The sequence below is a fragment of the Oceanicola granulosus HTCC2516 genome (assembly GCF_000153305.1).
Taxonomy (GTDB): domain Bacteria; phylum Pseudomonadota; class Alphaproteobacteria; order Rhodobacterales; family Rhodobacteraceae; genus Oceanicola; species Oceanicola granulosus.
Genome location: NZ_CH724107.1, coordinates 1,164,668 through 1,183,161, shown reverse-complemented (window position 1 = coordinate 1,183,161; position 18,494 = coordinate 1,164,668). Strand labels below are relative to the sequence as shown.

Below are 18,494 nucleotides of genomic sequence, written 5' to 3'. Positions count from 1 at the left end.
GGGACCATGAAGATCACCGATGCGAAGGTGTTCGTCGGCGGGCCGGGCAAGAACTACGTCACCGTCAAGGTGATGACCGACAGCGGCGTCTACGGCCTCGGCGACGCGACGCTGAACAACCGCGAGACGCTGCCGGCGAAGTACCTGACCGACTACCTCGTTCCCAACCTCATCGGCATGGACCCGCGCCGGTCGGAGGACATCTGGCAGTTCCTCTACCGCGGCGCCTATTTCCGGCGCGGTCCGGTCGCGATGGCGGCCTTCGGCGCGATCGACATGGCGCTGTGGGACATCAAGGGCAAGCTCGCCGACATGCCGCTCTACCAGCTGTTCGGCGGCAAGAGCCGGGACGGGGCGATGGTCTACGGTCACGCCACGGGGGCGGACCTCGAGGACCTGATGGACAGCATCGCCCATTACGTCGAGCAGGGGTACAAGGCCGTGCGGGTGCAATGCGGCATCCCCGGCATGCCGACCGCGAGCTACGCCGTGCCCGAGGAAAGGGGCGCCTCGAAACACTACATCAGCGACTTCTCGGGCATCCGGCCGAAGACCGAGATCTGGGACAGCGGCAAGTATCTGCGCTGGATGCCCGGCGCGCTGATGGCGATCCGCGAGCGCTTCGGCCCTGACCTGCACATCCTGCACGACGTCCACCACCGGCTGACCCCGCGCGAGGCGGCGCAGTTCGCCAAGGCGGTGGAGCCGGTGGACCTCTACTGGCTGGAGGACCCGACGCCGGCCGAGGACCAGGCCGCGCTGCGCCTGGTCCGGCAGCACTCCACCACCCCCATCGCCATCGGCGAGGTCTTCAACTCGATCTGGGAGTGCAACAAGCTGATCGAGGAGGAGCTGATCGACTTCATCCGCGTCGCCGCGACCTATGCCGGTGGCATCACCCACGTGAAGCGGATCGTCGACCTCGCCGGGCTGCACCACGTGCGCACCGGGTTTCACGGCGCGCCGAGCCATTCGCCGCTCTGCATGGCGGCCCACGCGCATCTCAACGCCTGGGCACCGAACTTCGGCATCCAGGAATACCTCGTCCTCGGCACGCCGGACTGCGACGCGCTGTTTCCGTCCGACCACCGGATGGAGGACGGAATGGTGCATGTCAGCGACGCGCCGGGCCTCGGCGTCGACTTCGACGAGGCGGAGGCGGCGCGCTACGAATACCGGCCCGGCAGCCACCCCGTCGTGCGGCTGACCGACGGGACGATGTGGGATTACTGATCGGGGGAGCGATGGACGGAGTGACGATCAGGCCCGCGCGGCCCGACGAGAGCGACGCCATCGCCGAGATCGCGCGCGCGTCGCGCGAGCATTTCCTGCCCTACCTGCCGCGGTTGCACAGCCTGGAGGGCGACAAGCGCTTCTACCGGACCCGGGTGTTCGCCGAGTGCGCGGTCTGGGTCGCGGAGGCGGGCGGCGCGCCGATCGGCTTCTGCGCATTCAGGACGGACTGGCTGGAGCATCTCTATCTGCTGCCCGGCCACACCGGCCGATCCGTCGGGAGCGCGCTGATCGAGAACGCCAAGGCGCGGCAGGACAGGCTGCAGCTCTGGGTGTTCCGGGCCAACACCGGCGCGATCCGGTTCTATGCCCGGCACGGCTTTGCCGTGATCCGCGAGACCGATGGGGCGGGCAACGAGGAGAAAACTCCCGACGTGCTCATGGAGTGGCGGCGCCGCGCGTGAGGGGTTCGCGCCGGGCGCGCCGACAAAAGGTGCGCCAGGTGAAGAGATGGCTTGACAACACTGGTATACTAGTAACCATTGCAGTTAAGAACCGGCGGAGCGGGGCGATCGTGTGTTGCCCCGCGAGACGGTCGAACAGATCGCTGGAGGGAGGAGACTTCAGCACCCCATGCCGCGACCCGCGACAGACGGGTCCGGCGATAGCCGCCGCCCCTCCGGGCGGCATGCTGGTCAGATCCAAGGGAGGACACTCATGTACCAGACCATCACGGCTTCACTCGTCGGCGCGGCCACCGCGCTGACCATGCTTGCCGGCGCAGCCGCCGCCCAGGACTGGCGCGGCTGGAACATCCACGTCGAGGGCTACCCCAACACCGTGGCGATGGACCGCTTCGCCGAGCTGGTCGAGGAAAAGACCGACGGCGAGATCACGCTGCAGATGTTCCACGGCGGCACGCTGGGCAGCCAGCCCGACGCCATCGAGCAGGTGCGCCTCGGCGGGCTGGCCGTGGGCAACTTCAACCTCGGCCCGATCGGCCCCATCGTGCCCGAGGCGAACGTCGTCTCGCTGCCGTTCATCTTCAAGAACGTCGAGCACATGTTCCGTGTGCTGAACGGCGAGGGCGGCCAGATGATCGCCGACGGCATGGAGGCGAAGGGCCTGATCCCGCTCGCCTGGTACGACGCCGGCGCGCGCTCGTTCTACAACGGCGACGGCCCGATCGCCTCGCCCGAGGACGTGGAGGGGATGAAGGTCCGGGTGATGAACAACGACCTCTATTCCGGCATGATCGCCGAGATGGGCGGCAACCCCTCGCCGATGGCCTTCGCCGAGGTCTACCAGGCGCTGCAGACCGGCGTCGTGGACGGGGCCGAGAACAACTGGCCCTCCTACGAGTCGACCGGCCATTACGAGGTCGCGCCGTTCTTCTCCGTCAGCGAGCACCTGATCATCCCCGAGTGCCTTTGCATCAACGCCGACGCCTTCAACGGCCTGTCGGAAGAGCACCAGGCCGCGGTGCGCGAGGCCGCCGTCGAATCCGCCGAGCTGCAGCGCGAGCTCTGGGCTGAGCGCGAGGCGGCGAGCCGCGAGACCGTCGAGGGCGCCGGAGTGACGGTGAACGAGATCGCCGACAAGGCGCCGTTCCAGGAGGCGATGCAGCCGGTCTACGAGACCTACCTCGCCGAGAACCCGGACCTGCGTCCGCTCGTCGAGCTGATCCAGTCCACCGACTGATCCTTGCCTGACGAATTGCCCCGGCGGGTCCTCCGCCGGGGCGATCCTGTCCGGAGGGCAACACATGAGCGACGCGCAAGAGGGGACGGCGGCGACGGACAGCGGCAGCGGGCTCGACCGGCTGCTGGACGCGATCGCCGCTCTCTGCCGCTTCATCACCGGTGTCTCGCTGGTGGTGCTGACGGTGATCTTCGGCTGGCTGGTCTTCGGCCGCTACGTGCTGAACGCCACGCCGACCTGGGTCGAACAGGCCGCCCTGCTGCTGGTCATGGTCATCGCCTTCCTCGGCGCGGCGGTCGGCGTCCACGAGCACACCCACCTGTCGGTGTCGTTGCTGCGCGGCCTGGTGCCCGCCTGGCTGCGGACGGTCTTCGTCGTCGCGACCGACCTGCTGCTGGCCGGGTTCGGCCTGCTGATGCTGATCTACGGCGGCCAGCTGACGCTGTTCAAATGGGGCTCGCTGATCCCGCTGATCGGCCTGCCCGAAGGGCTGCGGAGCCTGCCCCTGACCGTCGGCGGCGGCCTGATCGTGCTGTTTTCCCTCGCCCACCTGTGGCGGGTGGTGCAGGGGCGCGACCTGCGCCGCGACACCATCGAATAATCCCCGCGCTCAAGAACGATAGGAACGACCATGGGACTGCTGGTGTTGCTGGGCCTCTTCGGCCTGTGCGTGTTGATCGGGACCCCGGTGGCCTTCGCGCTCGGCATCTCGGCGATCGCCGCCTTCTGGTACGAGGGCCTGCCGCTGATGATCGGCTTCCAGCGCATCATCTCGGGGATCAACGTCTTCTCGCTGATGGCGATCCCGTTTTTCATCTTCGCCGGCGAGCTGATGTTCCACGGCGGCATCGCGATCCGGCTGGTCCGCTTCGCCCAGGCGGCGGTGGGCGCGGTGCGCGGAGGTCTGGGGATCGTCAACGTGTTCTCCTCGATGCTCTTCGGCGGCATCTCGGGCTCGGCGGTGGCCGACATCTCGGCGCTCGGCTCGATCCTGGTGCCGGTGATGAAGGAGAAGGGCTACGACGCCGACTACGCGGTGAACGTGACCGTCACCTCCTCGATCGCCGGGATCATCATCCCGCCCAGCCACAACATGATCATCTACGCCATCGCCGTGGGCGGCGGGGTGTCGATCTCCAAGCTGTTCCTCGCCGGGGTGGTGCCGGGGGTGCTGATGTGCCTCTGCCTCGCCGCGGCGGCCTACCTCGTGGCGGTCAAGCGCGGCTACCGGGCCGAGCGCTTCCCGGGCTGGACCGCCATGGCGCTGAGCTTCGTGGGCGCGCTGCCGGGGCTGCTCACCGCGGTCATCATCGTCGGCGGGGTGCTGTCGGGGGTCTTCACGGTGACCGAGTCGGGCGCCTTCGGGGCGATCTACGCCTTCCTGGTGACGCTGCTCGTCTACCGGGCGATCACCTGGGAGAACTTCCGCCTCGCGGTGCGCCAGTCGGTACGGACCACGTCGATGGTGATGATCCTGATCGCCTGCGCCGCGGCCTTCGCCTACATGCTGACCTTCTACCAGGTGCCGGCCCGCATGGTGGGCCTGCTGACCGGGCTGACCGAGAACCCGATCATGATCCTGCTGATGATCAATGTGATCCTGCTGATCCTCGGGATGATCATGGACATGGCGGCGCTGATCCTGATCTGCACCCCGATCTTCCTGCCGGTGGCGGCGAGCGTGGGGGTCGACCCCTACCAGTTCGGGATGATCCTGCTGGTGAACCTCGGCCTCGGCCTGTGCACGCCGCCGGTGGGCTCGTGTCTCTTCGTCGGCTGCGCCGTGGGGCGGTTGCCGATGGAGAAGGCGGTGCGGACGATCTGGCCGTTCTACTTCGCCATCCTCGTCGCGCTGCTGCTCATCACGTTCGTGCCGGCGATCTCGCTGACGCTGCCCCGGCTCCTGGGCCTCTGATTCCCCCGGGGCCGCCCGGGGCCGCCGGCGCGGCTCAGGCGCTCACGTCGGAGTGCTTCCAGTCGCCCCGGAGCAGGCGGCGGTGGAAGGCGGGGAGCTTCACGATCTCCTCCGCCAGCAGGATCGTCAGCACCCAGAAGGCCGGCCAGTCGAAGACGACGACCGCCAGCGCCGTGGCCGGGACCCGGAACAGCCACTGGGACCAGACGAAGATGTGCATCACGTAGATCGTGTCGCCGCTGGCGCGCAGGGTGTTGCCGCAGATCGCGTTCGAGCCCTTGGGGAAGGGCAGCAGCAGCAGGACGGGCAGGAAGCCCAGCAGCACCTGGCGCGTCTCGGGCGCGAGATCGTCGTAGAGGATATCGGCAGACAGGCACACCGCGGCGTAGGCCGCCGCGACGACGGCCGCGGCGATGAAGGCGCCGCGCCACGCGGCCGCGAGGAAGCTGTCGAGCACCGCCACCGGGTGCCGCTGGCCCAGCAGCTGCGCCACGATGATGCCCGTCGCCTGCGCCCACTGCATGCCGACGGTGCCGGCGACCATGATCCAGGGTGCGATGATCGTCATCGCGGCAAATTCGTTCAGGCTCAGCCGGGAGTAGATCAGCGTGCAGACATGGGTGGGGGAGGTGGCGCTGAAGAAGGTGGCGGCGATCGGCAGGGCGAAGGCGAGGTGCCGCTTCAGCGTGGCGCCGAAGGTGCCGTGCCGCCAGCCGGCGAGGCGGGCGAGGTCGCCGTCGAGCCGCACGAAACGCCAGACCAGGAAGGCGACCTGGACGCTCACCGCGATGGCGCTGCCCATCGCCGCGCCGCGCACCCCGAAGGCGGGCAGGCCGAAGTAGCCGTGGATCAGCACGATGCTGGTCGCGACGTTGATGGGCAGGGCGAGGCAGAAGCTGTAGAGCGGCAGCTTGGTGCGGCCGCAGCCGTTGAAGTAGCTCGACAGGCACTGGCCGACGGCCTCGCCCAGGATCACCAGCGAGAAGATCGCCAGGTAGTCCCTGGCGAGCCGCGCGACCTCGCCGCTCGGCGCCATCGCCCCGATCAGCGCGCCGCCGAAGAGCGAGATCAGCAGCAGCCCGAGGCAGCCGACCGCGAGGCTCACGCTCATGCCCGAGGCGAGGGCGGACTTGAGGAACACCCGGTCGCCGGTGCCGAAGGCCTGCGCGGTGCGGATCTGCATCGCGTTGGCGAAGGCGAGGATGCCGCCGAGCACGAAGCCCGCGATGGCGGCGGCCAGCCCCATCGCGGCCAGCGAGGTCTCGCCGAGCGAGGAGACGAGGTAGGCGTCGATGACGACGGTGCCGTGCAGGATGATCGCCTTCAGCGTCATCGGCCATGCGAGGAGGAAGACGCTTCTGGCGCCGGGAGCCGGATAATCCGGAGATACGGTGGTGGTCATGCGGAGGCGCGGGCCTCCGGGCGCGGGGCGCCGGCGGCGGCCCCCGGCGACGACCTGCGGAGCGGGATGGGCATTCTCGGCCTACAGGTCTTCGGGTTCGAAGTAGTCCTGGTTGGTGGCCGAGATGCTCTCGATCGTCTCGTCGAGCCGCGACAGGTGCCGCGCGCCGGCGGCGACCGCGGTCTCCGCGTCGTGCCGCTCCACCGCCTCGGCGATGGCCCGGTGGTCGGCGACCAGCTCCGGCATCCGATCTTCCTTGGACAGGCCGAGGAGGCAGAGCCGGTCGACCTTGGACTTCTCGGCCATGATGACGTCGAAGGCGAAATCCGCATGGGCGATATCGCAGAGGGTGCGGTGGAAGTCGTAATCGAGCTCGCCGAAACCCTCGACGTCGCGCCGGCGGATCGCCTCGTCCTGCTGGGCGAGGGCGGCCTTGAGCATCGCCGCGCCGACTGCGTCGCACTTCTCGGCTGCCAGCCGCAGGACCTCCTTCTCGACCGAGGCGCGCACGAAGCGCGACTTGACGATCTCGCGCATGGAGAAGCGGCGCACCTCGGTGGCGCGCTGCGGGCGGATCAGCAGCAGATCGAGGTTGGCGAGGCGGCTGAAGGCGTCCCGCACCGGCTGGCGCGACACCCCGAACCGGGCTGCGACCTCGGCCTCGGAGAGCTTGTCCCCCGGCCGCAGCCGCAGGCTCAGGATGTCCTCCTGGATCGCGTGGAAAATGTCGTCGACGCTCGTCCTTCGTTCTCCGGCAGGGCGCACCTGAACCATGTCTCGGCCTCTCTCTGAATGCTCTCATCACAGGTTAGCGCAGTTACGACTAGTATACCAGTCCAATTACTAGTATCCCAGTTTCAGGCGGCGCCGAATCGGCCGCAGGGAACACATGGGCTGGGAGGCCCGGCACACGAGAGGGAGGAGCCATGTCCGGCGTCAGTCTTCAGGGGCTCGTCAAATCCTACGGCGCGGTCCAGGTGGTCCACGGGATCGATCTCGAAGTGCGGGAGAAGGAATTCGTCGTCCTCGTCGGCCCGTCCGGGTGCGGCAAGTCGACGACGCTGCGCATGATCGCCGGGCTCGAGGAGATCACCGACGGCGACCTGACCATCGACAGCCGTCACGTGAACCGCGTCGCGCCCAAGGATCGCGACGTGGCGATGGTGTTCCAGAACTACGCGCTCTACCCGCACCTCAACGTGGCCGACAACATCGCGTTCGGCCTGCGGATCCGGAAGGAGAAGAAGGAGCGGATCGAGGCGCAGGTGCAGGAGGTCGGCGGCATCCTCGGGCTGACCGACTACCTCGAGCGCCGCCCCGCCGACCTCTCAGGCGGCCAGCGCCAGCGGGTCGCCATGGGCCGCGCCATCGTGCGCAACCCCAAGGTCTTCCTGTTCGACGAGCCGCTCTCCAACCTCGACGCCAAGCTGCGCACCCAGATGCGCGCCGAGATCAAGCGGCTGCACAAGCGGCTCGGCGTGACCTCGATCTACGTCACCCACGACCAGGTCGAGGCGATGACGCTCGCCGACCGCATCGTCGTCATGCACGACGGCCGGATCGAGCAGATCGGCACGCCGATGGAGCTGTTCCTGAACCCGGCCAACACCTTCGTCGCCGGCTTCCTCGGCTCGCCGCCGATGAACATGGTCGACGCCACCATCGCGGCGGGAGACACGGGGCCGGTGGCCGAGTTCGGCTCCAACCGGCTGCCGCTGGCACCGATCCCCTCGCTGCAGGACTCGGTGGGCCGGCACGTGATCCTCGGCATCCGGCCCGAGTTCGTCACCATCGCCGAAGACAACACGCCGGGCCGGGTGGAGGTCGACGTGGACCTGATCGAGACGCTCGGTTCCGAGGCGCTGATCCACGCCAGCCTGCAGAACGCGCCTTTCGTGATCCGCACCGAGACCGTGGGGCAGATGGACGTGCTGAACGGCATCTCCGGTTTCACCATCGCGCCCGGGCTGGTCCGCGTCTTCGACGCCGAGACCGGCAAGGCGCTGCCGGGACAGGTGACCGAGACATGAGCATCGATCCCAACTTCACCGGTCCGACGACCGAGAACCTCCTCTTTGACGCGTCCGAGGCGCAGCGCCGGCGCAAGCCGGGCCGGATCCAGCGGATCGGCGACCACGTCCGCCGCGAGTGGCAGCTTTACGTGATGCTGGTCCCGACGATCGTCTGGCTGCTGGTCTTCCTCTACAAGCCCATGTGGGGCCTGCAGATCGCCTTCAAGGACTACTCAATCTTCCGCGGCATCGCCGACAGCCCGTGGATCGGCTTTCAGCATTCCGAGACGCTGTTCAACAACGACCAGTTCCTGCGCGCCCTGCGCAACACGATCATCATGAGCGCCTACGGGCTGCTCTTCGGCTTCCCGGTGCCGATCTTCCTGGCGCTGATGTTCAACGAGATCCTGAACGACAAGTTCAAGAAGACGGCGCAGACCATCGTCTACCTGCCGCACTTCATCTCCTCCGTGATCATCGCTGGCATCGTGATCACCGCCTTCTCGCCCTCGGCGGGCATCGTGAACACGATCCTCGAGTGGCTCGGCTTCGACAGCATCTACTTCCTGACCAAGCCGGAGTGGTTCCGCCCGATCTTCATCGGCACCGGCATCTGGCAGGAGGCGGGCTTCCAGTCGATCGTCTACCTCGCGGCCATCGCCGGGGTGTCGCCGACGCTCTACGAGAGCGCGGTCGTGGACGGCGCCAGCCGCTGGCAGATGATGTGGAAGATCACCATCCCGTCGATCATGCCGACGATCATCATCATGCTGATCATCCGCATCGGCAACATCCTCGAGATCAGCTTCGAGATGATCATCCTGCTCTACCAGCCGGCGACCTATGCGACGGCGGACGTGGTGAACACCTTCATCTACCGCCAGGGCCTGCAGGGCGGCCAGTACGACTTCGCCGCCGCCGCCGGCCTCTTCAACGCCGTGGTCGCCTTCATCCTGGTGATGACCGCCAACACGATCTCCAAGCGCTACTCGCGCACGTCGCTCTGGTGAGGGGGAAGACGATGGCCAACATGAACCTCTACTCGCGCGGCGACAAGCTGTTCGTCATCACCAACATGGTCCTGATCGCGCTGTTCACGATCTCGACGCTGTATCCGTTCATCTACATCGTCTCGCTGTCGCTCTCGACGGGGTTCGAGGCGCGGGCCGGCAACGTGCTGCTGACCCCGGTCGGGTTCACCATCGAGGCCTACAAGCAGGTGCTGAGCGAGCGGCTGTTCTGGACCTCCTACGGCAACACCTTCATCTACACGGTGTTCGGCACGCTGATGAGCCTGCTCATCATCATCCCCGGCGCCTACGCGCTGTCGCGCCCGCAGCTCTACGGGCGGCGGTTCTGGAACCTGATGGTGGCCTTCACCATGTGGTTCAACGCCGGCCTGATCCCGTTCTTCCTGAACTTCCGCGACCTCGGCCTGCTCGACAGCTACTTCGGCATCATCATCGGCTTCGCGGTCAACGGCTTCAACATCATCCTGCTGCGCAACTTCTTCGAGGCGATCCCGCAATCGTTCGAAGAGGCCGCGCGGATGGACGGGGCGAACGAGTTCCAGGTGCTCTGGAAGGTCTACATGCCGCTGTCCAAGCCCGCCATCGCCACCGTCGCGCTGTTCTGCATCGTGTCGCGCTGGAACGGGTTCTTCTGGGCGATGGTGCTGCTCCAGGACGAGGACAAGATCCCGCTGCAGGTCTACCTGCGCCAGGTCATCGTCGAGCTCTCGGACGACGAGGAATTCTCCACGACCCTGCTGACCGCGGCCTATTCGGTCGAGACCGTCACCGCCGCGATCATCGTCTGCTCGATCATACCGATCCTGCTCATCTACCCCTTCCTCCAGAAGTACTTCAGCAAGGGCATCCTGCTGGGCGGAGTGAAGGAATGAACGGCCATTTTCGCAACAGGGAGGACACCATGCGAACCTTAGGACTTTCCATCGCCATGCTGGCCAGCACGGCCATGACCGCGCCCGTCCTGGCACAGGACATCGAGCTGCCGATCGTCGACGAACCTCTGGAGCTGACGATCCACATGCACTGGGCCCGGGCCCAGGGCTACGGCCCCGGCGGCGACACCTCCGAGATCTACCCGGTCGAGGAAGTCGCCCGCGAGCGGACCAACATCCACCTGGTCGACCAGACCTCGGGCCGCAACACCACCGACAATTCCGAGGCGATGAACCTGCTGCTCGCCGCCGGCAACCTGCCCGACATCGTCGGCGGCGCCAACATCCGCCAGCCGGTCAACGAGTACGGCCCGCAGGGCGCCTTCGTTCCGCTCAACGACCTCGTTGACGAGCACGCGCCCAACATCAGGGCCTGGTTCGACGAGCATCCCGAGATCTGGGACGCGATCTCGGCCTACGACGGCAACGTCTACTACATCCCCTACCTGCCCGACGGCAAATACGCCCGCGCCTGGTTCGTCCGCCAGGACTGGCTCGACGCGCTCGGGCTGGAGCGGCCCGACGACGTCGACGAGCTCTACGAGGTGCTTGTCGCGTTCCGCGACCAGGACCCCAACGGCAACGGCATGCAGGACGAGATCCCGTTCTTCGTGCGCGACTGGGAAGAGGTCCTGCGGCTGCTGACGCTCTGGGACGCCCGCTCGACCGGGGCGGACGTCTATCACCAGTTCTACCTCAAGGACGGCCAGGTGGCGCATCCCTACGCGCAGGACGAATACCGCGACGGGCTGGCCAACATCGCCCAGTGGTACGAAGAGGGCCTGATCGACCCCGAGCTCTTCACCCGCGGCAGCTCGGCCCGCGACTACCTGCTGGGCGAGAACCTGGGCGGCATGACCCACGACTGGTTCGCCTCCACCTCGGGCTACAACGTCGCGCTCGCCGACAAGGTCGAAGGCTTCGACTTCGTTCCCTTCCTGCCGCCGAAATCGGTCAGCGGCGTGCGGATCGAGGAAAATCGCCGCATCCCGATGAAGCCCGACGGCTGGGCGATCTCCTACGCCAATGAGCACCCGGTCGAGACCATCAAGTACTTCGACTACTGGTTCTCCGAGGAGGGCGCGCTGCTGGCCAACTTCGGCGTCGAGGGCAAGACCTGGGACATGGTCGACGGCGAGCCGGTCTACAAGCCCGAGGTGCTGGAATCCGGCGAGCCGGTGAACAGCCAGATGTACCTCGAGGGCGCGCAGGTCTACCGCGGCTACCCGCAGGATTACCGCTACGAGTGGCAGTGGACCCGGGACTCGGCGCGCGAGGGCATCGAGCTCTACGACAGCGAGGATTTGCTGGTCGAGCAGTTCCTCGGCGTGTCCTTCAACCAGGAAGAGCAGGAGGTCTACGACCGCTACTGGCCGTCGCTGCAGACCTACATGCTGGAGCGCCAGCAGGCCTGGATCCTCGGCTCGGGCGACGTCAAGGAAGAGTGGGACGACTACATCGAGACGCTCAACGACATGGGCCTTCAGGACGTGCTCGACGTCATGAACTCGGCCTACGAGCGCCAGTACAGCTGACGCCTTCCAATAGCATCGACAGCACGGCCGGCTCCGGCTGGCCGTGCGCCCTCCACGTCACCGCCGACCCGCAAGGATAGCCCATGCTCGCCCGAACCCTGCCGACCCTCGACGAACCCAAGGCGGGCCGCCTGACGATCCAGTACGCCCCGACCGAGCGGAGCGACATCGTCGAGAACCCGCCGCGCTTCTCGTGGCTGCCGGTGATCGAGGACGAGGCGTCCTACGTCCTGCGCCTGTCGCGCGACGCCGACTTTCCCGCGAAGGACACGCTGACCTTCGCCCCGATCCCGCTGAACTTCTTCACCCCCGACCGCGTGCTGGAGCCCGGCCGGTGGCACTGGTCCTACGCGGTCTGCGACGCCGGGACGGGCAAGCCGGTGACGGAGTGGAGCAGCACCCGCAGCTTCACCCTCGCGGCCGACCTGCCCGAGACGCCGCTGCCCGCGCGCGCGGTGCGGCTCGACGGCGCGACCCGCGCCCATCCGCGGCTCTGGCTGACCCCCGAGCGGCTGGATGCCTTCCGCAAGGCCGTGGCGGTCGATCCGACCCACTGCGCGTGGGACGCCTTCTACGAAGGTTCGGTCCTGCCGTGGATGGAGCGCGAGCTTATGCGCGAGCCGGCCGGCTACCCGAACCACCAGCGCGTTGCGCCGATCTGGCGGCAGACCTACATCGACCTGCAGGAGGTCTGGTACGCGATCCGCCACCTCGCCATCGGCGGCAAGGTGACCGGCAACCAGGAGATGCTCGACAAGGCCAAGGCGCAGCTGCTCGAGGCGGCGAGCTGGGACCCGATGGGGGTCACCTCGCGCGCCTACACCGACGAGTGGGCCTACCGCGTCAACAACGCGCTCGCCTGGGGCTACGACTGGCTCCACGACCAGCTCACCGAGGAGGAGCGCGCCACCGTCCGCGCCGCCCTGCGCGAGCGCACCCGCGACATCGCCGAGCACGCAATAGTCAACGCCAAGATCCACCTCTTTCCCTACGACAGCCACGCCGTGCGCTCGGTGTCGCTGACGCTGATCCCCGCGTGCATCGCGCTGCTGGAAGACGGCGACGACGAGGTGCGCGGCTGGCTCGACTACTGCATCGAGTTCCTGTTCACCGTCTACTCGCCCTGGGGCGACGCCGACGGCGGGTGGGCCGAGGGCACGAACTACTGGATGATGGGCATGGCCTATCTCATCGACGCCGCGAACCGGCTGAAGAGCTACACCGGCATTGATCTCTACCAGCGCCCCTTCCTGCAGAACACGGGCGACTTCCCGCTCTATTGCAAGGCCCCCAACACCCGCCGCGCCACCTTCGGCGACGACAGCACCCAGGGCGATCTGCCGGGCATCAAGACCGGCCTCAACATGCGCCAGTTCGGCGGGGTGACGGGCAAGGGCGCCTACCAGTGGTATTGCGAGGAGAACCTGCGCCTGAACCCGGGCACGGAGATGGAGTTCTACAACTGGGGCTGGTGGGACACCCGGTTCGACGAGATGGCCTTTCAGACCGACTTCCCGGTGGTCGAGGCGACGCCGCCGGAGGGCGGGCTGCGCCACTTCCGCGGCATCGGCTGGGTCGGCATCCAGCACGCGATGGACGACCCCGACGAGCACATCCAGTTCGTCTTCAAGTCCTCGCCGTTCGGCTCGATCAGCCACAGCCACGGCGACCAGAACGCCTTCTGCATGGCCGCCTACGGCGAGGACCTGGCGATCCAGTCGGGCTACTACGTCGCCTTCAACTCGTCGATGCACCGCGAGTGGCGGCGCCAGACGCGCTCGAAGAACGCGATCCTGATCAACGGCAAGGGCCAGTACGCGGAGAAGGACAAGGCCAAGGCGATGGCCGCCACCGGCCGCATCCTCGCCGCCGAGCCCCGCGAGGATCACCACTACATCCGCGGCGACGCCACCGAGGCCTACCGGAGCCTGTCGCCCGAGGTGACTCTGGCCGAGCGCGAGATCTACTTCGTGCGCAACAGCTACTTCGTGATCGTCGACAAGGTCGACGCCGAGACGCCGGTCACAGTCGACTGGCTGCTGCACGCCAACAACCCCTACGAGCTCGGCCGGACCAGCTTCCGCAACACGGGCGAGAAGGCGGGGTTCTACGGGCAGGTGGTCTGGTCGGAGGCGGGCAAGCCCGAGCTGTCGCAGACCACAGACTTCCCCGGCGTCGATCCCGCCGATTACGAGGGCCTGCCGGTCAGCACCTTCCTGACCGCGCGCTACCCCGCCGCCACCCGCCACCGCATCGCGACGCTGCTCGTGCCCTACCGGCTCGAGGCGCCGAAGCGGATCTTCAACTTCCTCGACGACCAGGGCTACGACGCGGATCTCTACTTCACCGACGCCGACGAGAACACGTTCAGGGTCGTGATGAAGAAGCTGGCCAACACCTGATCCGGGAGCGAGAGACATGACCAAGAACCACTTCCCGGCCGCCGAGGCCGAGACCGTCGACGCCGGCGGTGGCCTGACGCGCAAGGTGGGCGCCTACAACGACAACCTGATGTGCGTCGAGGTCTCCTTCGAGACCGGCACCGTCGCGGCGCTGCACAGCCACCCGCACGAGCAGATCACCTACGTCGTCTCGGGCCGCTTCGAGTTCACCGTGGGCGAGGCGACCTACACTGTCGGCCCCGGCGACAGCCTCTACAAGGAGCCGAACATCGTCCACGGCGCGACCTGCCTCGAGGCGGGCGTCCTGATCGACATGTTCACGCCCCACCGCGAAGATTTTCTCTGACACCGCAATCCGTTACGCTCCAAGGGAGACATCCACATGACCAAACCTGTCATCGGCTTCATCGGCCTCGGCCTGATGGGCGGCAACATGGTCGCGAACCTGCAGACCCGTGGCTACGAGCTGGTCGTGATGGACCTCGACGCGGACGCCGTGAAGGCGGTGACCGACCGGGGCAACGCCCGCGAGGCGGCCTCGGCCAAGGCGCTCGCCGAGGCGGCGGACATCGTGATGCTCTGCCTGACGACCTCGGAGGTCGTGGAAAAGCTCGTCTACGGCGATGACGGCATCCTCGCCGGCATCACCGAGGGCAAGGTGCTGGTCGATTTCGGCACCTCGATCCCCGCCTCCACCCGCAAGATCGGCGCCGACCTCGCCGCCAAGGGGGCGGGCATGGTCGACGCGCCGCTCGGCCGCACGCCCGCGCACGCCAAGGACGGGCTGCTCAACATCATGGCCGCCGGCGAGCGCAAGTGGTTCGACAAGGTCCGGCCGGTGCTCGAGGAGCAGGGCGAGAACGTCTTCCACCTCGGCGCGCTGGGCAACGGCCACGTCACCAAACTGATCAACAACTTCATGGGCATGACCACCGTCTGCACCATGTCCCAGGCCTTCGCCGTGGCCGAGCGCGCCGGGGTCGACCGGGCGCAGCTCTACGACATCATGTCGACCGGCCCGTCGAACTCGCCCTTCATGGGCTTTTGCAAGAACTACGCGGTCGACGGGGTCAGCGACCTCGGCTTCTCGATCAGCAACGCCAACAAGGACCTCGGTTACTTCCTGAAGATGGCCGAGGATCTCGGCACCCGCGCCGAGATCGCCGAGGGCACCTCGCACAACTTGCAGGCGGCTGTGGAGGCAGGCATGGGACAGGGCAACGTGCCCGAGATCTTCGACTACTTCCGCAGGCTCGAGTCCTGAGCAAAGACAAGACACAAGGAAAAGACCATGAAACTGCAGGGAAAAACCGCCATCGTCACCGGCGGCGGACGGGACATCGGCCGCGCCGCGGCGCTCAAGCTCGCCTCCGAGGGCGCGGCCGTCGCGATCAACTACTTCTCGACGGGCACCGGGGCAGAGGAGGCCGTCGCGGAGATCACCGGGCGCGGTGGCAAGGCCTTCGCCATGCAGGGCGACCTGACCAGACAGGCCGACGTGGACGCGCTGGTGGCGCGGACCGTCGAGGAGTTCGGCCGCGTCGACGTGCTGGTCAACAACGCCGGCGGCCTGATCGGGCGCAAGACCATCGCCGAAATGGAGCTCGAGCACTGGCAGGCGGTGATGGACCTCAACGTCACCAGCACCTTCCTGATGGTCAAGGCCTGCCTGCCGCACATGGACAAGGGCGCCATCGTCAACCTCGCCAGCCAGGCCGGCCGCGACGGCGGCGGGGCAGGGGCGGTGGCCTACGCCAGCTCCAAGGGCGCGATCATGACCATGACCCGCGGCCTCGCCAAGGAGCTGGGCCCCGACATCCGCGTCAACGCGCTCTGCCCTGGGATGATCGACACCGACTTCCACAACATTCACACGCCGGACGCCGGCCGGCGCGGCTACGAGGCGACCGCGCCGCTCAGGCGGCAGGGCACGGTCGAGGACACCGCGAACCTCGTGCTGTTCCTGGCCTGCGACGACAGCGCCTTCATGACCGGCACCAACGTCGACATCAACGGCGGCGTGCTCTTCAGCTGAGCCGGCGCGCCGGAGTGGAAAGGGAGGGCCGATGCACATCCTGTCGATCGGAGAATGCATGGCCGAACTGGCCCCGGCGGACCTGCCGGGGACCTATCGCCTCGGCTTCGCGGGAGACACGTTCAACACCGCGTGGTACCTCGCCCGGCTGCGCCCCGAGAGCAGGATCTCCTACTTCTCGGCCATCGGCGACGACGCCCTGTCGCAGCAGATGCGCGCGGCGATGAGCGCCGCGGGCATCGACGGGGGCGGGCTGCGGGTGATCCCGGGGCGGACCGTCGGCCTCTACCTGATCACGCTGGAGCAGGGCGAGCGCAGCTTCGCCTATTGGCGCGGCCAGTCCGCCGCCCGCGAGCTGGCCGGCGACGCGGACGCGCTGGCCGCGGCGATGGCGCGGGCCGACGTCGTCTACTTCTCCGGCATCACCCTCGCCATCCTCGACCAGTGCGGCCGCGCGACGCTGCTACGGGCGCTGGCGCAGGCGCGCGCCACGGGCCGGACCATCGCCTTCGACCCCAACCTGCGCCCGCGCCTCTGGGCCGGGACCGGCGAGATGACCGAGACAATCATGCAGGGGGCGGCGGTGAGCGACATCGCCCTGCCGTCCTTCGAGGACGAGGCGGCCTGGTTCGGCGATGCCGGCCCCGACGCCACCGCCGACCGCTATGCGAGGGCCGGGGTGCGCAGCGTCGTGGTCAAGAACGGGCCCCACGCGGTGCACTTCCTGCAGGACGGCCGCCGCGGGCGGGTGCCCGTCCCGCCGGTCGCGCAGGTGGTGGACACCACCGCGGCGGGCGACAGCTTCAACGCGGGCCTGCTCGACAGCGTCCTCGCCGGGCAGCCGCTCGAGACAGCCATCGCCGCCGCCGCGGCCCTCGCCGGGCAGGTGGTCCAGGGCAAGGGCGCGCTCGTCGAGGTCCCGTCCCTGCGCCCGCACGCCGACGCTTGAAGGAACAAGGAGACCGACATGGCGAATCCCGCACCGGCCGACACGATCGCGCTGAAGCCCGACACCCTCCCGCGCCTCGCCGCGGCGAGCACCGCCACGGTGGCGACGCTGCTGTTCAAGCGCGGCTACCACAACGCCTACATCCAGGGCGTCCGGCCGCTCGCGCCCGGCAAGCCCCGCATGGTCGGGCCCGCCTACACCCTGCGCTACATCCCCACGCGTCCGGACACCGACCCGCTGACCGCCTTCCGCGAGCCGGACCACCCGCAGCGCGTCGCGGTCGAGGAATGCCCCGCCGGCGCGGTGCTGGTGATGGATTGCCGCCAGGACGCCACTGCGGCCTCGGCCGGCTCGATCCTGCTGACCCGCCTGCAGGTCCGGGGCGCGGCGGGCGTAGTCAGCGACGGCGGCATCCGCGACGCCGCCGGGGCGGGCGCGCTCGACATGCCCGTCTTCGCGGCCAAGCCCTCGGCCCCGACCAACCTGACCAAGCACCACGCGGTCGACATCGGCCTGCCCATCGCCTGCGGCGGCGTCGCCGTCTATCCCGGCGATATCCTGCTCGGCGACGAGGACGGCGTCATGGTCATCCCCCGCCACCTCGCCGACGAAATCGCGGCCGACAGCGCCGAGATGGAGCTGTTCGAGGACTTCGTGCTGGAAGAGGTGAAGCGCGGCGTCCCGGTGATCGGCCTCTACCCGCCGACCGACCCCGAGACCGAGGACCGCTACCGCGCCTGGCGCGCGCAGAGGGACTGAGGGGGGCGGGAGCGGCGGTCGTGAAGGGACCGATGGTGGCGCAGGCTGAGCAACACGTTGACCTTGGAGATCAGCTAGCACGCTCATTCGAGTAGCGTTGAATATCAACCTCGTAGGCCGACGACCTCACTTGAGTCATCAAACATCATGCTCCCGCTCACCCGGTTAGGAGTCAGACAAGCTATTGGCGGATAGCAGGATGTCCAGCCGACGGGAATTCCGGCAAGTCACTGTCATGTATCTATAAAAAGGCCATGGTGGCGGAGAGGAAGGGATTCGAACCCTCGAGACGGTTTCCCGCCTACACACTTTCCAGGCGTGCGCCTTCGACCACTCGGCCACCTCTCCGCCGGCGTCTCTAGCGGAAGGTGGCGAGGGGATGCAAGGGCGGATGGCGGGGTTTTGTGCCGGTCGTGGCGGCACTGCGCCTGCCGTCCTTGCGATCGCCAGGAAGCCGGCCACGGCGGGGAGCGCGGGTGGCGATGGTCGGCGCTGAGCGTGGCCATGGCCGCTCCCGTGCGCACCGGTCCGCCGGGGCGCGGGCGCGCCGCCTGTTTTCCGGGCAGATGCGCCGGTGCGGAAGATCGT

General features: G+C 67.8%; 17 protein-coding genes and 1 tRNA gene. 15 read left to right on the top strand and 3 right to left on the bottom strand.

The features are described from left to right. Positions 1-6 precede the first annotated feature (6 nt). The 5 genes from manD to OG2516_RS05525 all read left to right on the top strand — a co-directional run bounded on the left by manD (position 7) and on the right by OG2516_RS05525 (position 4,849). On the top strand, positions 7-1,233 hold the full coding sequence (manD, locus tag OG2516_RS05545; protein ID WP_007254649.1) for a D-mannonate dehydratase ManD: 1,227 nt from the start codon (positions 7-9) through the stop codon (positions 1,231-1,233). 11 nt (positions 1,234-1,244) lie between these two features. Continuing rightward, a complete protein-coding gene (locus tag OG2516_RS05540; RefSeq protein WP_007254648.1) occupies positions 1,245-1,697 on the top strand; it encodes a GNAT family N-acetyltransferase in 453 nt (150 codons plus the stop codon). A 253-nt stretch (positions 1,698-1,950) separates the two neighbouring features. Next, positions 1,951-2,934 (top strand): TRAP transporter substrate-binding protein, encoded by a 984-nt coding sequence (locus tag OG2516_RS05535; protein WP_007254647.1) that lies wholly within the window; start codon positions 1,951-1,953, stop codon positions 2,932-2,934. Positions 2,935-2,998: 64 nt separating this feature from the next. Beyond that, on the top strand, positions 2,999-3,535 hold the full coding sequence (locus OG2516_RS05530) for a TRAP transporter small permease (RefSeq protein ID WP_007254646.1): 537 nt from the start codon (positions 2,999-3,001) through the stop codon (positions 3,533-3,535). Between the two features lie 30 nt (positions 3,536-3,565). Continuing rightward, a complete protein-coding gene (locus OG2516_RS05525; RefSeq protein WP_007254645.1) occupies positions 3,566-4,849 on the top strand; it encodes a TRAP transporter large permease in 1,284 nt (427 codons plus the stop codon). Between the two features lie 34 nt (positions 4,850-4,883). Here OG2516_RS05525 and OG2516_RS05520 read toward each other — a convergent pair whose 3' ends face one another. Both OG2516_RS05520 and OG2516_RS05515 read right to left on the bottom strand, forming a co-directional pair. Next, entirely contained in the window at positions 4,884-6,182 is a 1,299-nt protein-coding gene (locus OG2516_RS05520) for an MATE family efflux transporter (protein ID WP_007254644.1), read from the bottom strand. A 150-nt stretch (positions 6,183-6,332) separates the two neighbouring features. After that, on the bottom strand, positions 6,333-7,025 hold the full coding sequence (locus OG2516_RS05515; protein WP_007254643.1) for a GntR family transcriptional regulator: 693 nt from the start codon (positions 7,023-7,025) through the stop codon (positions 6,333-6,335). 152 nt (positions 7,026-7,177) lie between these two features. Between OG2516_RS05515 and OG2516_RS05510 the strand changes: the two genes are divergently transcribed. The 10 genes from OG2516_RS05510 to OG2516_RS05465 all read left to right on the top strand — a co-directional run bounded on the left by OG2516_RS05510 (position 7,178) and on the right by OG2516_RS05465 (position 17,906). Then, positions 7,178-8,281, top strand: a complete 1,104-nt coding sequence (locus OG2516_RS05510) for an ABC transporter ATP-binding protein (RefSeq protein ID WP_007254642.1) — start codon at positions 7,178-7,180, stop codon at positions 8,279-8,281. Further along, positions 8,278-9,273: an ABC transporter permease gene (locus OG2516_RS05505; protein ID WP_007254641.1), complete on the top strand. Its 996-nt coding sequence runs from the start codon at positions 8,278-8,280 to the stop codon at positions 9,271-9,273. Before OG2516_RS05510 ends, OG2516_RS05505 begins: the two co-directional genes overlap by 4 nt. A gap of 11 nt (positions 9,274-9,284) precedes the next feature. Continuing rightward, positions 9,285-10,166, top strand: coding sequence for a carbohydrate ABC transporter permease (locus tag OG2516_RS05500; protein WP_007254640.1), 882 nt, complete (start codon positions 9,285-9,287; stop codon positions 10,164-10,166). 74 nt (positions 10,167-10,240) lie between these two features. Next, entirely contained in the window at positions 10,241-11,761 is a 1,521-nt protein-coding gene (locus tag OG2516_RS05495; RefSeq protein WP_156799343.1) for an extracellular solute-binding protein, read from the top strand. An 83-nt stretch (positions 11,762-11,844) separates the two neighbouring features. After that, positions 11,845-14,163 (top strand): DUF4962 domain-containing protein, encoded by a 2,319-nt coding sequence (locus tag OG2516_RS05490; protein WP_007254638.1) that lies wholly within the window; start codon positions 11,845-11,847, stop codon positions 14,161-14,163. Positions 14,164-14,179: 16 nt separating this feature from the next. Continuing rightward, a complete protein-coding gene (locus OG2516_RS05485; protein ID WP_007254637.1) occupies positions 14,180-14,509 on the top strand; it encodes a cupin domain-containing protein in 330 nt (109 codons plus the stop codon). Positions 14,510-14,545: 36 nt separating this feature from the next. Further along, complete coding sequence (locus OG2516_RS05480; RefSeq protein ID WP_007254636.1) at positions 14,546-15,427, top strand: NAD(P)-dependent oxidoreductase; 882 nt, start codon at positions 14,546-14,548, stop codon at positions 15,425-15,427. 27 nt (positions 15,428-15,454) lie between these two features. Then, entirely contained in the window at positions 15,455-16,198 is a 744-nt protein-coding gene (locus OG2516_RS05475) for an SDR family NAD(P)-dependent oxidoreductase (protein ID WP_007254635.1), read from the top strand. 31 nt (positions 16,199-16,229) lie between these two features. Then, positions 16,230-17,147, top strand: coding sequence for a sugar kinase (locus OG2516_RS05470; protein WP_007254634.1), 918 nt, complete (start codon positions 16,230-16,232; stop codon positions 17,145-17,147). Between the two features lie 18 nt (positions 17,148-17,165). Next, a complete protein-coding gene (locus OG2516_RS05465; RefSeq protein ID WP_007254633.1) occupies positions 17,166-17,906 on the top strand; it encodes a ribonuclease activity regulator RraA in 741 nt (246 codons plus the stop codon). A 258-nt stretch (positions 17,907-18,164) separates the two neighbouring features. Here the strand turns inward: OG2516_RS05465 and OG2516_RS05460 are convergent. Then, positions 18,165-18,254, bottom strand: a tRNA-Ser gene (locus tag OG2516_RS05460). Positions 18,255-18,494 lie beyond the last annotated feature (240 nt).

Bases quoted from the DNA above. Each gene is read 5' to 3' on its own strand.
- manD (WP_007254649.1), top strand. From the start codon at position 7: ATGAAGATCACCGATGCGAAGGTGTTCGTCGGCGGGCCGGGCAAGAAC.
- OG2516_RS05540 (WP_007254648.1), top strand. From the start codon at position 1,245: ATGGACGGAGTGACGATCAGGCCCGCGCGGCCCGACGAGAGCGACGCC.
- OG2516_RS05535 (WP_007254647.1), top strand. From the start codon at position 1,951: ATGTACCAGACCATCACGGCTTCACTCGTCGGCGCGGCCACCGCGCTG.
- OG2516_RS05530 (WP_007254646.1), top strand. From the start codon at position 2,999: ATGAGCGACGCGCAAGAGGGGACGGCGGCGACGGACAGCGGCAGCGGG.
- OG2516_RS05525 (WP_007254645.1), top strand. From the start codon at position 3,566: ATGGGACTGCTGGTGTTGCTGGGCCTCTTCGGCCTGTGCGTGTTGATC.
- OG2516_RS05520 (WP_007254644.1), bottom strand. From the start codon at position 6,182: ATGACGCTGAAGGCGATCATCCTGCACGGCACCGTCGTCATCGACGCC.
- OG2516_RS05515 (WP_007254643.1), bottom strand. From the start codon at position 7,025: ATGGTTCAGGTGCGCCCTGCCGGAGAACGAAGGACGAGCGTCGACGAC.
- OG2516_RS05510 (WP_007254642.1), top strand. From the start codon at position 7,178: ATGTCCGGCGTCAGTCTTCAGGGGCTCGTCAAATCCTACGGCGCGGTC.
- OG2516_RS05505 (WP_007254641.1), top strand. From the start codon at position 8,278: ATGAGCATCGATCCCAACTTCACCGGTCCGACGACCGAGAACCTCCTC.
- OG2516_RS05500 (WP_007254640.1), top strand. From the start codon at position 9,285: ATGGCCAACATGAACCTCTACTCGCGCGGCGACAAGCTGTTCGTCATC.
- OG2516_RS05495 (WP_156799343.1), top strand. From the start codon at position 10,241: ATGACCGCGCCCGTCCTGGCACAGGACATCGAGCTGCCGATCGTCGAC.
- OG2516_RS05490 (WP_007254638.1), top strand. From the start codon at position 11,845: ATGCTCGCCCGAACCCTGCCGACCCTCGACGAACCCAAGGCGGGCCGC.
- OG2516_RS05485 (WP_007254637.1), top strand. From the start codon at position 14,180: ATGACCAAGAACCACTTCCCGGCCGCCGAGGCCGAGACCGTCGACGCC.
- OG2516_RS05480 (WP_007254636.1), top strand. From the start codon at position 14,546: ATGACCAAACCTGTCATCGGCTTCATCGGCCTCGGCCTGATGGGCGGC.
- OG2516_RS05475 (WP_007254635.1), top strand. From the start codon at position 15,455: ATGAAACTGCAGGGAAAAACCGCCATCGTCACCGGCGGCGGACGGGAC.
- OG2516_RS05470 (WP_007254634.1), top strand. From the start codon at position 16,230: ATGCACATCCTGTCGATCGGAGAATGCATGGCCGAACTGGCCCCGGCG.
- OG2516_RS05465 (WP_007254633.1), top strand. From the start codon at position 17,166: ATGGCGAATCCCGCACCGGCCGACACGATCGCGCTGAAGCCCGACACC.